Here is a 14,509-nt window from a genome sequence, read left to right on the forward strand (position 1 = left end):
AAAGGCAGACCCGGAAGGCGCTCCGGCAAGCCGGCCGGGGCGCTCACCGCGAACCCGCACGCCGTGCCAGGGCCTCCATCACGGCCTGGCAGGCCCCCATGGCGTGATAGTCGACCTTGCCCGGCGGGCTCTTGAGGTCCGAGTAGCGCCGATTGTCCGGCGTCAGCACGCGATACCAGCCGCCGTGGCGATGGTCGATCAGGTGGCGCCAGCTGTAGTCCCACAGCCGCTCGTACCAGCGCCAGTAGACCGCCCGGCCGGTGCGCACGCCCAGCAGCGCCGCGGCCGCCAGGCTCTCGGCCTGCACCCAGTCATACTTGTCGCCGTCGCTGAGCCGCCCCGCCGGATCGAGGCCGGCGACCAGCCCGCCGTGGGTGCGATCCCAGCCCGCCGCCACGCTGGACAGGAACAGTCGCTCGGCGGCGGGCAGCAGCCAGGGCTCGGGGCGATGACGCTCCAGCATCACCAGCAGCTTGGCCCACTCGGCCTGGTGGCCGACCTGATAGCCCCAGGGACGGAACAGGTGAGCGGGCTCGTTGCGGTGATAGTCCCAGTCGGGCTGCCACCGGGCGTCGTAATGCTCCCAGATCCAGCCGTCCCGATGGTCGCGGCCGGCCAGCGTGAGGGCCCGGGCGATGGCCAGCGCTTGGTCGAGATAGCCACTCGCTCCCGTCGCCTCGAAGGCGGCGAGCAGGGCCTCGCAGCCGTGCAGGTTGGCGTTCTGGCCCCGATAGGGTGACAGCCGCCAGTGACGGTCGGCCTCATCGGCGAAGCGCTGCCAACGCGACTCCCAGAAGCGCCGCTGCAGCAGCCGATGGGTGGCCTCGAGACCGTGCCGGGCCTCGTCGATGCCGGCCCGCAGCGCTTCGGCGTAGGCCAGCAGCACGCAGACCAGTCCGTAGCAGTGATGGGTGTCGTCCTCCACGATCCCGCTGTCCAGCGTCCAGGCATAGCCCTGGGTCGCCGTCTGGAAGTGCGCCTTCTCCAGATAGGCGAGCCCGTGGCGCACCCAGTGGCAGTATTCGTCGCCGCCGCCGTGACGGGCGTGGCGGGCATAGGTCACCACATAGCGGGCGCTGGAGACCAGGTGGCGATGGTCGTGATCGAGGATGGCGCCGTCATCGAGCAGGTAGTGGTAGAAGCCGCCGTGGGGATCGATGGCGCGGGGATGATAGAAGGCCATGGTGCGGCGGACCTGGGTCTCGAGAAAGGCCGGATCGTGGACGTTCATGGCGCCTCCCGACGACGTGTTCCTCAAGGATGGCCGCCCGGCGCGAGACGGGCGATACCACCATGGTGGCAACGCCCTGTCTCTCTCGTTCGTTCTCCTGCCCCCGCCTAGAGGGCGAAGCGCTCGGCCAGATGGCGCGCCACGGCCGCCTCGTCGTGATGGCCGATGCGACGCGCCCCGGGCAGGCGCGCGTCCAGCTCGGGATGGCCGTTGGCCATGATGTGGGCCTCGCCGGCCAGCGCCAGCATCTCGGTGTCGTTGAGGTTGTCGCCGAACGCCAGGCAGCGCTCGGCGGGGAGATCGAGCCGGCCGAGCAGCGCCGTCAGCGCGGTGCCCTTGTTGACGCCCTCGGCCATGATCTCCAGCGAGTTGCCCATCGAATAGGTCACGTGCAGCCGCTCGCCGGCGCGGCGACGCACCTCGCCCTCGAGCTCGGCCAGGTGCCCGGGCTCGCCGATGTAGAGCACCTTGCCGACGCCCTCGGCGGCCAGCCGCTCCGGCGCCACCACTCGGTAGCCAAAGCCGGTGTGGGCATGCAGCGCCAGCAGCGTCGGCGCCTCGGCGTCGATCACCCACTCGTCGTCGTGATAGAGGTTCAGGCGCACGGCGTCGGGGCGCGGCAGGTCGATCAGCTCCCGGGCCAGCTCGGCCGGCACGTGGCGCGCCTCGAGCAGGCTGTCGTCGGGCGCGTGGGTGTAGGCGCCGTTGGTGCTGATGATGTGGGCGTCCACCCCCAGGCGGTCGCGAAACGCCAGGATGTCGCGATAGTGGCGCCCCGAGGCCAGGGCGATGTGGTGGCCGCGCGCCGCCAGGGCGCGCAGGGTGGCCACGGTATCGTCCGCCAGGGCGTGATCCGCGCCAAGCAGGGTGCCGTCGAGGTCGCTGACGATGAGATGGGCCGACATGGGCGGCGCCCTCCGCTGCAAAGAGTGTGCGCCCATTCTATCGGCTCCGCGTCGCGGGCTCATCCGGCCTCGCCACACCCCCGGCGACGATTGCTCGCCGCCCGATTGGCGCCGGCTGGCGGAATCCGTATAGTGACCCCCCTATCCCGCCAATCGATCGTGACCATGCTGCAGAACAACTCGGCGCTTGCTCAGCTCAAGCAACAGATCCGCGACAACACGCCCCGCGTCGAAGGGGTCATCAAGGCCACCGACCGCGGCTTCGGTTTCCTCGAGACCGACGACGGCGACTCCTACTTCGTGCCCCCCCCCGCCATGAAGCAGGTGCTCCACGGCGACCGTGTCGAAGCCATCCTCCACGAGGAGGGCGAGAAGAAGTCCGTGGAGCCGGACACTCTGATCGAGAGCGGCATGGAACGCTTCATCGCCCGCGTGAAGAAGCGCGACGGGCGCCTGTCGGTGATCCCCGATCATCCGTCGATGAATGCCCCGCTGAAGGCCCGGGTCAAGCGCAGCCTCGACGAGGCGAGCCTCGGCGAAGGTGACTGGGTCGTGGTGCGCCTGGTGCGTCACCCGCTCAAGCCCGAGGACCGCGGCTTCTTCACCCAGATCGATGAGCTGGTGGCCAAGACCGACAACCCGGCGGTGCCCTGGCGGGTGACCCTGGCGCGCCACGCCCTCGAGCAGGAATGCCCGGACGCTGGCGACGACTGGCCGCTGCGCGACGAGGGCCTCGAGCGCGAGGACCTGACCGCCGAGCCGTTCTTCACCATCGACGGCGAGAAGACCCGCGACATGGACGACGCCCTGCGCGTCGAGCGTCGCGAGGGCGGCGGCTGGACCCTGAACGTGGCCATCGCCGACCCGACCGCCTACGTCGAGGAAGGTCACGCCGCCGACCTGGAGGCCCGCACCCGCGCCTTCACCGTCTATCTGCCGGGCCAGAACGTCACCATGCTGCCCGAGGCGCTGGCCGATGACCTGTGCTCGCTGTGGGAAGACCGCGACCGCCCGGTGCTGGCCTGCGCGCTGAACATCGAGGCCGACGGTAGCCTGGGCGAGTACCGCTTCTTCGCCGCCACCGCGCGCTCCCACGCCAAACTGGTCTACGACAACGTCTCCGACTGGCTCGAGGGCCAGGGCGACTGGGCGCCGTCCGAGGCCATCGGCGAGCAGCTCGAGGCGCTGCGCGAGCTGACCGAGGCCCGCGCCGACTGGCGCGCCAAGCACGCCCTGGTGTTCAAGGACCGTCCGGACTACGTGTTCGACCTCGACGAGGCCGGCAACGTGCTGGGCATCCGCACCGAGGAGCGCCGCATCGCCAACCGCATGATCGAGGAATCGATGATCGCGGCCAACGCCTGCTGCGCCGACCTGCTGAGCCAGCACGTGGGCCACGGCATCTTCAACGTCCACCGTGCCTTCGAGGCCGACAAGGCCGAGGCGGCCCAGGAATTCCTGGCCGGCCAGGAGATCCAGGTCGAGCTTGAGGCACTCACCGAGCTGCCCCGCTACAGGGAGCTCAAGCGCGAGCTCGAGGGCCGCGAGGATGCCTGGCTGGACGCGCGTCTGCGCCGCTTCCAGGGCTTCACCAACATGTCCGCCCAGCCCGGTCCGCACTTCGGCCTGGGGCTCGACGCCTACGCCACCTGGACCTCGCCGATCCGCAAGTACGGCGACATGGTCAACCACCGCCTGATCAAGCGCGTGCTCAAGGGCGAGCAGGCCCCGGCCGAGGCCAGCCAGGCACTCACCGAGCAGCTCACCGAGCGCCGCCGCCTCAACCGCCTGGCCGAGCGCGACGTCAAGGACTGGCTCTACGTGCGCTACCTGACGCCGTCCGCCGAGGCGGGCGAGAGCTTCGAGGCCGAGATCATCGCCATCAACCGCGGCGGCATGCGCGTGCGCCTGACCGCCAACGGCGCCACCGCCTTCGTCCCGGCCCCGCTGATGCACAGCGACCGCGACAAGGTGGCGATCGACGACAAGGACGGCCGCATCCAGATCGAGGGTGTCGAGCGCTACAAGCTCGGCGACGTGATCCGCGTGGCCCTGACCGAGGCCCGCGAGGAGACCCGCTCGCTGGTCGGCCGCCCGGCCGAGTAAGCGCCCTCCCCGCGCGATCCCTCGCACGCAGAACGGCGGCCCTCGGGCCGCCGTTTTGCGTTTCAGAGCCCCGCTTCCGTACTCCCGTGCTCGCGTTCCCGGCCCATGTCGTCGAACTGTCGCAAAGCCCGCGTAACGTGATGGTGGAACCATCGGCCCGCGCGGGAGGGACCCTTTGCATATCGCCGACGTCACCATGTTCCACGCCCCCTCGAGCGGCGGCGTGCGCACCTATCTCCAGGCCAAGCACCGCCGGATCGCCGAGACTCCCGGTCTGCGCTCGACCCTGCTCGTGCCCGGCGCCGAGCGCGACGCCCTCGACGACTGCCATACCCTGCCGGCGATGCGCCTGCCGCTGGGCCAGGGCTACCGCTTCCCGCTGCGCCGCGCCCCCTGGCGCCAGCGGCTGCTGGAGCTCGCCCCCGACCTGATCGAGGCCGGCGATCCCTACGTCACGCCCTGGGCTGCGCTGGAGGCCGGCCAGCGCCTCGGCGTGCCGGTGGTCGGCTTCTACCACTCCGACCTGCCGCGGCTGATGGGCGATCGCTTCGGCGGCGCGGTGCGCCGGCGCCTGGAGCGCTACGTGCGCGATCTCTACGGCCGCTTCGACGGCGTGATGGCGCCCTGCCGGGCCATGGCCGAGCGACTGGCCGAGTGGGGCGTGGAGAACGTGCGCGTGCAGCCGCTGGGCGTCGACCTCGACACCTTCCACCCCGACCGCGCCGATCCGGACTGGCGGGCCTCGCTGGGGCTGCCCGCCGACACCCGGCTGCTGGTCTTCGCCGGGCGCTACTCGAGGGAGAAGAACGTCGACGTGCTGCTGCGCACCCTCCGGCGCCTGGGGCAGCCCTATCACCTGCTGCTGATGGGCCCGGGGATGCCGACCCGAGTGCCCGACAACGTGACCGTCATCTCGCGCTACTGCGATCGCCGCGAGGTGGCCCGGGCGCTGGCCAGCGCCGACGCCATGCTGCACGCCGGCACCCGCGAGACCTTCGGCCTGGTGGCGCTGGAGGCCATGGCCTGCGGCCTGCCGGTGGTGGCCGCCCGGGCCGGGGCGCTGATCGAGAACGTGCCGCTGGGCGGCGGGCTCCTGTGCACGCCCCACGACGACGGCGCCATGGCCGAGGCGGTCGAGGCCCTGTTCGACCACGACGTCGCTGCCGGCGGCCGGCACGCCCGCCGACAGGTGGAGCGTCGCTTCCACTGGAACCTGGTGATCGACGACCTACTCGGCTACTACGCCACCCTCATGCCCGGCGAGCGCGCGGCGCTGAGGCATGGCTGAGCGTCGCCGACACTACGGCGGGTGGCTGGCCGCGGCGCTGGTGCTGGCCCTGGCGGTGCCGCTGATGATCGGCGGCCGCGATGCGCTGACGGCGCTGGGCGACTTTCCGCCGGGCAGGCTGGCGGGGATGCTGGCGCTGGTGGTGCTGTGCTGGAACCTCAACGCCCTGAGACTGAGGCTGCTGCTGGCCGGGCGCGCCGGCCCGCTCGGCCAGCGCGGCGCCCTGGGGATGGTGATGGCCACCGAGTTCGCCATCTGCGCCACCCCGGGCGGCAGCGGCGGGCTGCCGACCCTGCTCGCGCTGCTGGCCCGACGCGGGCTGCGCCCCTCCCGGGCCTCGGCGGTGTTCATGGTCGACCAGTGCTGCGACCTGCTGTTCTTCCTGGCCGCGCTGACCGCCCTGGTGCTGGTGTCGCTGGCCACGGCCGTGCCCTGGCCCCATCAGTGGCTGCTGGTCGCCGCCATCGTCGCCCTGCTCCTGCTGCTGGCGACGGGGGCGATGCTGATCCGACATCTGCCGGCGCTGCTGCGCCGTCTAGGAGCATCGCGGAAGCGGCGCCCTCGCCTGGCCCGGCGACTGCTCGGCTTTCGCCAGGCGCTGGTCGCCACCCTGGCCCTGCCCCGCCCGGTGCTGATGCTGGCCATGGCCAGCTGCGCCGCCCACTGGCTGACGCGCTACAGCCTGCTCTACCTGGCGCTTGCCGGCCTGGGCGCCGACGTGGCCTGGATCTGGGCCTTCCTGGTGCAGATGCTGTCGATGGCGGCCGGCCAGCTGAGCCTGCTGCCCGGCGGCACCGGCGCCGCCGAACTCGGCACCGGCATGCTGCTGATCCCGCTGGTCGGCCAGGCCACCGCCGGGGCCGCCATCGTGATCTGGCGCTTCGTCACCTTCCACTGCTACCTGCTGGCCGGCGCCCCGGTGTTCCTGGCCATGATCGGCCTGCCTCGACGCCGCGGCACGCCTGATGGCGACCGGGCCGGCTGAGCTGGGCGGACTGAAGCGATCCGGCTCAGTCGGCCCGCATGGCCCGGGCCAGCATGTCGGTCACCGGCTTGGCCAGGTAGCTGGCGAAGGTGCGACTAGCGGTCTGCAGCCGCACCTCGGCGGGCATGCCCGCCTGCAGCCGCATCGCTTCGGGCATCGACTGACGCTCCGCCTCGCTGACCCGAACCCGCACCTCGTAGTAGCGCTGGCCGCTGCGCTCGTCGGTGAAGCTGTCGGCGGACACCCGCTGCACCGTGCCGTCGAGGAGTTTCGAACGGCGACGGTTGAAGGCACTGAAGCGGATCTCCGCCGACTGGCCGGGATAGACGCCGTCGATGTCGCGGTCGTCGACCCGGGCCTCGACCACGAAATCCCCACCGCCCGGGACGATCTCCAGCAGCGTGGTGCCGGGCTCGATCACCGCGCCGCGGGTATGCACCGCCAAGCCGACCACGGTGCCCGCGGCCGGCGCCTCGACGACGGTGCGGCGACGCTGGTCGCGCAGCGCGGTCATGCGCTCCTCGGCGTCGGCGATCTGGCGCCGGGTCTCGCGCAGGCGCTCGCCCACCTCCTGGCGGAACTCCTCGACGCGCACCCGCTTCTTCAGGTCGTTCTCGCTGATCTGCGATCTCAGCCGCGCGATCTCGGTGCGATGCTGTTCGATCTCGCCCTGGTACTGAAGCACCTCGCGCTCCAGCTCTCTCAGCCGGCGATTGTCGCCCAGCCCGTCCTTGAACAGCGAGCGATAGGCCTCGGCGTCCTCACGCAGCGAGGCGAGCTGCTCGCGGCTGACCCGGATCATAGCCTCGCGGCCCTCGATGCGCTGACGCAGCTGCTCGCTCTGCTCCTCAAGCGATGCCAGCGCTCCCTCCAGGGCCTCGCGCCGCGACAGGAAGAGCCCGCGCTGCACCGCCTTGAGCTGCGCGATGCGCGGCGAGTCGGCGTCGGCCAGCTCGTCGGGAAACGTCAGACGCTCATCGCCGGCCTGCTCGGCCATCAGCCGGGTCTCGGCGGCGCGATTGATCAGGAACTGCGAACGCGCGATCTGCAGCCGCGACTCGACCTGGGTCGGGTCGAGCACCAGCAGCGTCTGCCCTTCCTCGACGCGATCGCCCTCCTCGACCGCGATGCGTCGCACGATGCCGCCCTCGAGGTGCTGCACCGTCTTCTTGAACGAGGCCACCTCGACACGGCCGGGGGCGATCACCGACACGGCCAGCTCGGCCGAGACCGCCCAGCCGCCGAAGCCGAGCACGCAGACCAGCACCAGCGCCAGCCCCGCGAGGCGATGCCGGCGGTCGTCGACCGGCGGCCGAGGGTCATCATGAGTCGGCTGCATGGGCGCCTCCCTGACCGGTCGCTTCGCGGCGTCCCTGTCGCCGGGTCGCCATTCGCTCCAGCACTCGATCCCGCGGGCCGAACAGCGACACCCGGCCGTCGTCCAGCACCAGCAGTCGGTCGACCCGCTTCAGCACGCCACTGCGATGGCTGATCACCAGCAGGGTCACGCCTTCCCGCCGCAAGGCCTCCATGGCCTCGGCCAGGGCCTGTTCGCCGCGATGGTCCAGGTTGGCATTCGGCTCGTCGAGCACCACCAGCACCGGATCGCCATACAGCGCCCGCGCCAGGCCGATGCGCTGGCGCTGGCCGGCGGAGAGCAGGCCACCGCCCGGCGCCAGCCAGGTATCGTAGCCCTCGGGCAGCCGCAGGATCATGTCGTGCACCCCGGCGCGGCGCGCCGCCGCGATCACCCGCTCGCCATCGACCTCGGCGAAGCGGGCGATGTTCTCCGCGATGGTGCCGGCAAACAGTTCGACGTCCTGGGGCAGGTAGCCGAGGTGTGGCCCCAAGGCTCCACGATCCCAGCGCGCGATATCGGCGCCGTCCAGCCGCACGCATCCTTCCTGGGCCGGCCACACGCCCAGCGCCAGGCGCGCCAAGGTCGACTTGCCGGCGGCGCTGGGGCCGATGATGCCGACCTGCTGCCCCGAGGCGATATCGAGATCGATGCCGGCCAGGATGGGCCGTCGTCCGCCCGGCGGCCCGGCGGTCACGCCCTCCAGCGTCAGCCGCCCGCGGGGAGCCGGCAGCGACATGGGAGGCGCGAGCGGCGGCGCCTCGCGGAAGATCGCCTCGAGACGACGATAGGCGGCCCGGGCCGCGACGACGCTGCGCCAGCTGCCGACCAGCTGATCGACCGGCGACAGCACGCGGCCCAGCAGGATGGAACCGGCGATCATCATGCCGGCGCTGATGCGCTCTTCGAGCACCAGCCAGGCACCGAGCCCCAGGATCATCGACTGCAGCAGCAGCCGCAGCGCTCGGGTGAGGCTCGACAACATGGCCGCCCGGTCGCTGGCCCTCGACTGCTGCCACAGCCCGCGGCGATGATGCGACAGCCAGCGCCCGGCGATGCTCGGCAGCATGCCCATGGCCTCGAGGGCCTCGGCGTTGCGCAGGTTCTCCGCCGCCCGCTGACGGGAGGCCGCCATCTCCTGCTCGGCCCCCTCCAGCCAGCCACGGGTGGCCTTTTCGCTGGTGACCACCAGCGCCAGCAGCGACAGGCCGGCCACGGCAGCGAAGACACCGAACCAGGGATCGAACAGGAACAGCAGGGCCAGATAGACCGGCACCCAGAGCACATCGAAGAAGGCCAGCAGCGCACCTCCCGCCAGCCCCTGACGCAGGCTGGCGAGATCGTCCAGCGGCCCGGCCCCCTGCCCGCCCGCCTGACGCAGACCGCGACGGAACATCGCCGCGTGCAGGGGTTCGACGACCCGCTCGTCGAGGCGATTGGCGAGGCGCACCAGCACGCCCGCTCGCACCCACTCCAGCCCGCCGATCACCACGAACAGGAAGACCGCCAGCAGCGTCAGCATCAGCAGGGTCGCTTCGCTGCCCGAGGTGATCACACGGTCGTACACCTGCAGCATGTACAGCGCGGGCGTCAGCAACAGCACGTTGAGACACAGGCTGAAACCCGCCACCCACAGCAACGACCCACGGCACGCCTGGCGCGCGCTCTCCAGCGGCGTCTCGGCATCCTTCCGGCCCTTCCCTCGCCCGCTCAACACCTCAGTGGCTCTCCCATGCCATGGTCCGTCCTCACTTATCGGCCGCTATATTGACGCTATTTTTTGCTTATACAACACTAAAAATGGCGCCCATGTAGCGCCGGAACCCGAAAAATAACCGTCATCAAACCCTCACTTCAACCCATGGGATTCGTCTCAAGATGACGACAGAGAAATTTAGGAATTTCGATAAAAACCTATCGATAATTCAGGGTATTAATACCCTAAATCTTCGCCACCTCATGACAAGGGGATTCAATAAATGAGTTCGACAATCGAGGTAGAAACTTCGACCTCCGCCGAGGAGCTCGAGAGCCTGATACGGGAAGCCGATTCGGGCACGACCTTCCAGCTTTCCGCCGGTGAATTTCGCTTCGATGATTCGATTACCATCGAACGCTCCGATATCTCCCTGATCGGTGCAGGATCCGGCGAGACGCGTCTGACCTTCACCGACGAGGCACTTTCACGGGATGACGACCAGGCGATTCACCTGGACGGCAGCGATAACACCGGCATCGGCACCCTGTCGTCGGATGCCGACAGCGGTGATCGACGGCTGACGCTGAATGACAGTTCCGACCTGTCCATCGGCGATACCATTCGCATCTGGCAGGACAACGACGACGCCTTCTTCGACGACATCGGTGACAGTTCCTGGCGCAAGGTCGAGTACGCCGAACTGCGAACCAGCATGGCCAGGATCACCGATATCGACGGCGATCAGGTCACGCTTGACCGGGGCGTGCGATTCGATTTCGCGGAGGGAGACACCCAGGTGGAACGCCTGGAGAGCGTCGATGACGTCACCCTGGAGGGCTTCAGCCTGCACTTCGAGCTGGGCGAGGCCGACCCGTCGCACTTCGAGAACGCCAGGGACGATCTGAGCGGCTATCACGCCGTACATCTCGAAGGCACGGTGAACGCCCGGCTCGACGACATTCAGGTCATCGAGGGGCCCTCCACCGCCTTTCGTTTTTCCCGTGCCCTGGACACCAGAGCCGAGGATCTCGAGGCCCATGGCGCCTTCAACAAGGGAAGCGGCGGCAACGGCTATGCCTACGAGCTGCACGAGAGCTACGACGGCGTCTTCACCGGGCTGGAGGACAGCGGCATGCGCCACGGCCTGCTGTTCGCCTCCTGGCGCTCGTCGGCCGGCAACGAGGTCGAGATCGCTTCCACCGACCGCGATGTGAACTTCCACGGCGGCCGGGATCACGACAACAGCGTCCACGTGCGGCAATCGATCCGCGATCCCGAGGCGGACGCGCTGTCACCGGCGCTCTACGTCAACGAGGACGGCGAGAGCTTCGGTGCGCCGACCGATCCCGACGCCAACGAGGCTGTCTTCGACTACCTGATCGGCACCCGTCGCTCGGACGAAGTACAGGGCTCTGATGACGGCGTCTACCTGAACGGTGGCCTGGGCCATGACCACCTCCGAGGCGGCAGCGGCAACGACCTGCTCCAGGGTGGGCCGGGCGACGACTGGTACGACGGCGACGATCGCCTGGACGGCGGCGAAGGCGTCGACACCGCGCGCTATACCGGCGGCATCGACGATCACGAGATCGCGATGTCCGATGACGGCGTGATCATCACCGGCAAGGGCAGCGAGGATACCCTCACCGACATGGAGTTCGCGGTCTTCGGCGATGGCATCACCCTGCACACGGCATCGGGCAACCTGTTCCGCGGCGACCCCATCGACGCGCCTGAGCCCGGGGAGATCCTCGACGGCGACGGGATCAGGCCCGCCATCCTGGAGGACGACGCCGAGCTGCTGGTGACCGGCAACGTCACCAGCCAGTGGTCCTCGGGCTACGTGGCCGAGGTCTTCATCGAGAACGTCTCCGATGACGACATCGTCGATCCGCAGGTCGGTTTCGACCTGCCCGCCGATCTCGACACCCTGTGGAACGGCGTCGTCGCTGAAGCCGACGGCGGCTATCGGGTGCAGGACAACAACGCCAACACCCTGTCCCCGGGGGACGCCTGGCGCTTCAGCTTCAAGGCCTACGGCGATGACGAGCTGCCCGCCGAGATGAGCGCCGAGACCGGATCGGGGCAGTCCCTCGAGGTTCAGGTACTTGGCCTGGGCAACACCAGCGTGGAGGAAGTGGCCGGCTAGTACCGCCTCGCATTCCCCTCTCTCTATTCCGCCCCCCGCACGCAGGGAATCCAACGGATTCCCTGCCTCATGCCGGGTACGCTTGATCATCTCTTCGCCGTACCAAGTTTCTTGCCCGTCAGGATATGGCATAGTAGTCACAAATCATTACAAAGCCGTCCTCCGGACCTTCGGGCGGAATTGCGCAAGGAACTCCATCAATGGCCCAACGCTGGGGACTGCGTGGCCAGTCCACCCTCACGCTGCTGCTGGCCTGCCTGCTGGCGCTGATACCGGCGCTGCTGATCGGCTGGCAGGCCGTCGATGAGGCGCGTCGCCACTTCGCCACCCGCTACGCCGAACAGTACACCCTGCTGCACATGCAGGAGATTCTCGCCCCGGTCTCCCGTGAGCTGGCCCTGGCGCGCCGCTTCGCCGACTCGGTGGTCACCCGGGAGTGGCTGGATGCGACGGACGACGTCGAACGGCGCGATCGCTTCTTCCGCGAGGCCGAGGGCTTTCGCGATCAGTTCAGCGGTGACGCCTACTTCGTGGTCGACCATGACAGCGGCGACTACTACTACAACGACGCCGAGGCGCCCGAGAGCCGTCAGCCTCGCTATCGGCTGTCGCCCGACGATCCGGAAGACGCCTGGTACTTCGATAGCATCGCCAGCAACGCCAGCTACAACATCAACGTCAACGTCGATGGCAAGCTGGGGCTGGCCAAGGTGTGGCTGAACGTGGCGATACGCGATGGCGACCGGGCACTGGGCATGGCCGGCGGCGGGCTCGACCTGAGCCGCTTCCTCGACGACTTCCTGCGCGACAGGGCCCCCGGCCTGACGCCGATGATCGTCGACGACCGTGGCGCCATACAGGCGCACCCGGACCGCGATCGGCTGGCCCTGAACTCCGCCACCCAGCGCCGGCTCGATGGCGACGTGCCACGCCTTCAGATGCTGGTCGACGACGCGGCCCAGCGCCAGCGGCTGGAGGATGCCATGCTCGAGGCGCGGCGCCGCCCCGGCACGGTGCAGCAGCTCGACCTCAACCTCGAGGGTCGGCCCCGCACCCTGACGCTGGGCTACCTTCCCGAGCTGCAGTGGCTGTTCGTTTCGGCTCTCGATCTGGAAAGCGCGCCGGTGTTCGAAGGCCGCTGGTTCTGGGCGCTGCTCGGCGCCCTGGCACTGGTGCTGACCCTGCTGATGGCCGGTGTGGCCTACGGCATCGAGCGACTGATCCTCGGCCCGTTGCGCCGCCTGCAGCATTCCGCCCAGGCCATCGCCGACGGCGACTACGCCAGCCACCTGCCCACCGAACGCGGCGACGAGATCGGCGAGCTGTCGCGGGCCTTCGCCCACATGGCCGGACAGGTGGAGCGGCACACCCAGGAGCTCGAGGCCACGGTCCGGCACCGCACCCGGGATCTCGAGGCCACCAACGCCGAGATGGCCGCCGCCCAGCGCCAGATCGACGCCTCCCTCGAGTACGCCAGCATCATCCAGCGGGCCATCCTTCCCCGCCATCAGCTGGAGACTCACCTGGCCGGCCATCAGGCCGTGCTGTGGCGCCCGCGGGATCAGGTCGGCGGCGACATCTACGTCTTCCGCGCCACCGAGGCCGGCTACCTGATGGGCGTCATCGACTGCGCCGGCCACGGCGTCCCCGGCTCGCTGATGACCATGCTGGCCCGGGCCATCGTCGACCACGCCATCCTCAAGGTCGGCGCCGACGACCCGGCGGCCATTCTCAACGAGACCGACCGCCAGAACCGCGCCACCCTGCAGCGCGAGAGCCTGCCGGCCTCGATCGCCACCAACATGGACATGGGCCTGGTGTGGGTCGAGCGCGACGCCGGGCGCCTGACCTTCGCCGGCGCCAAGATGTCGCTCTACGCCAGCGACGGCGCGCATCTCGAGGTACATCCTGGCGGCAAGCGCGCCCTGGGCCAGAAGCGCACCATGGTGCACGAGAACCACATCATGCCGCTGCGCCGGGGCTGGACCTACTCGCTGTGTTCCGATGGCTTCCTCGATCAGGCCGGCGGCGAACACGGCTTCGGGTTCGGCAACCGCCGCTTCGAGGCCATGCTCAAGCGCCATGCTGACGCCACGCTGGATGACCAGATCGCCGCCTTCGAGGCGGAGCTGGACGCCTACCGAGGCGATCACGCCCAGCGCGACGACATCACCCTGCTATGCTTCCGCTTCGACACGCCACCCGATGACGGCGCGCTCGCTCACGCCTCGCCCACCTGACCCGGAGACGTCATGGATCTGCTGACCCTGCGCGACACCTACCTTCAGCAGCGCATCATGCTGTGCTTCAACGGCCCGATCTCGCGCAGCCTGATCGAGGAGATCGGCCATGCGCTGCGCAACTACCTGAACAGCCAGTCCGCCGCCCCTTCCTCGGCCATGGACGTGTTCGCCGTCTACATCGAGATGACCCAGAACATCCGCCACTATGCTCGCGAGCGGGGCTACGGCGAAGAAGATGCCACGGCCACGGTCGCCGTGGCCCGTGACGAGGATGGCCGCTATCTGGTCTCCGCCGGCAATCTGGTGGAAGACGCCGACGGCCAGCGCCTGGTCGAAGCCGTGGAGAGCCTGGCCGGGCTCGATGCCGTCGAGCTCAAGCGTGCCTACAAGCAGCAGCTGCGCCGCCCCCGCGACGAGGCCGCGCCGAGCGGTGCCGGCCTGGGACTGATCGACATGGCCCGCAAGTCATCGCGCCCCCTCGAGGCCTCGCTGCAGCCGCTGTCCGCCGGCCGCAGCTTTCTCAGCCTGACAGCCACCATCTGAACG

Annotated in this window: 10 protein-coding genes; 6 read left to right on the forward strand and 4 right to left on the reverse strand. The window is 69.4% G+C overall.

Annotated features, from left to right (window positions below; genetic code table 11):
* Window positions 1-43 precede the first annotated feature (43 nt).
* Both C9J49_RS02970 and C9J49_RS02975 read right to left on the reverse strand, forming a co-directional pair.
* Complete coding sequence (locus tag C9J49_RS02970) at window positions 44-1,231, reverse strand: AGE family epimerase/isomerase (protein WP_107180881.1); 1,188 nt, start codon at window positions 1,229-1,231, stop codon at window positions 44-46.
* A gap of 107 nt (window positions 1,232-1,338) precedes the next feature.
* Window positions 1,339-2,136, reverse strand: coding sequence for a Cof-type HAD-IIB family hydrolase (locus C9J49_RS02975; RefSeq protein ID WP_046080044.1), 798 nt, complete (start codon window positions 2,134-2,136; stop codon window positions 1,339-1,341).
* A gap of 165 nt (window positions 2,137-2,301) precedes the next feature.
* On the opposite strand from C9J49_RS02975, the gene C9J49_RS02980 reads away from it, so the two are divergent.
* From C9J49_RS02980 to C9J49_RS02990, 3 genes are all read left to right on the forward strand, one after another.
* Entirely contained in the window at window positions 2,302-4,242 is a 1,941-nt protein-coding gene (locus tag C9J49_RS02980) for an exoribonuclease II (protein ID WP_107180882.1), read from the forward strand.
* Between the two features lie 175 nt (window positions 4,243-4,417).
* The gene (locus C9J49_RS02985) at window positions 4,418-5,530 is read left to right on the forward strand and encodes a glycosyltransferase family 1 protein (RefSeq protein WP_107180883.1); all 1,113 of its coding nucleotides are present in this window, start codon (window positions 4,418-4,420) and stop codon (window positions 5,528-5,530) included.
* Window positions 5,523-6,515 (forward strand): lysylphosphatidylglycerol synthase transmembrane domain-containing protein, encoded by a 993-nt coding sequence (locus tag C9J49_RS02990; RefSeq protein ID WP_107180884.1) that lies wholly within the window; start codon window positions 5,523-5,525, stop codon window positions 6,513-6,515. Before C9J49_RS02985 ends, C9J49_RS02990 begins: the two co-directional genes overlap by 8 nt.
* A 25-nt stretch (window positions 6,516-6,540) precedes the next feature.
* On the opposite strand, the gene C9J49_RS02995 is transcribed toward C9J49_RS02990, so the two are convergent.
* Both C9J49_RS02995 and C9J49_RS03000 read right to left on the reverse strand, forming a co-directional pair.
* Window positions 6,541-7,854, reverse strand: a complete 1,314-nt coding sequence (locus C9J49_RS02995; protein WP_107180885.1) for an HlyD family type I secretion periplasmic adaptor subunit — start codon at window positions 7,852-7,854, stop codon at window positions 6,541-6,543.
* Entirely contained in the window at window positions 7,838-9,589 is a 1,752-nt protein-coding gene (locus C9J49_RS03000) for a type I secretion system permease/ATPase (RefSeq protein WP_258393744.1), read from the reverse strand. The genes C9J49_RS02995 and C9J49_RS03000 overlap by 17 nt, the downstream gene beginning before the upstream one ends.
* Before the next feature lie 262 nt (window positions 9,590-9,851).
* Here C9J49_RS03000 and C9J49_RS17395 point away from each other — a divergent pair, with 262 nt between their 5' ends.
* From C9J49_RS17395 to siaB, 3 genes are all read left to right on the forward strand, one after another.
* Window positions 9,852-11,720, forward strand: a complete 1,869-nt coding sequence (locus C9J49_RS17395; protein ID WP_107180887.1) for a cellulose binding domain-containing protein — start codon at window positions 9,852-9,854, stop codon at window positions 11,718-11,720.
* 200 nt (window positions 11,721-11,920) lie between these two features.
* On the forward strand, window positions 11,921-13,960 hold the full coding sequence (gene siaA / locus C9J49_RS03010) for a biofilm regulation protein phosphatase SiaA (protein WP_107180888.1): 2,040 nt from the start codon (window positions 11,921-11,923) through the stop codon (window positions 13,958-13,960).
* A 12-nt stretch (window positions 13,961-13,972) separates the two neighbouring features.
* The gene (siaB, locus tag C9J49_RS03015; RefSeq protein ID WP_107180889.1) at window positions 13,973-14,506 is read left to right on the forward strand and encodes a biofilm regulation protein kinase SiaB; all 534 of its coding nucleotides are present in this window, start codon (window positions 13,973-13,975) and stop codon (window positions 14,504-14,506) included.
* Window positions 14,507-14,509 lie beyond the last annotated feature (3 nt).

It is taken from the genome of Halomonas sp. SL1, from assembly GCF_003030865.2.
In the GTDB taxonomy this organism is placed as follows: domain Bacteria; phylum Pseudomonadota; class Gammaproteobacteria; order Pseudomonadales; family Halomonadaceae; genus Halomonas; species Halomonas halophila.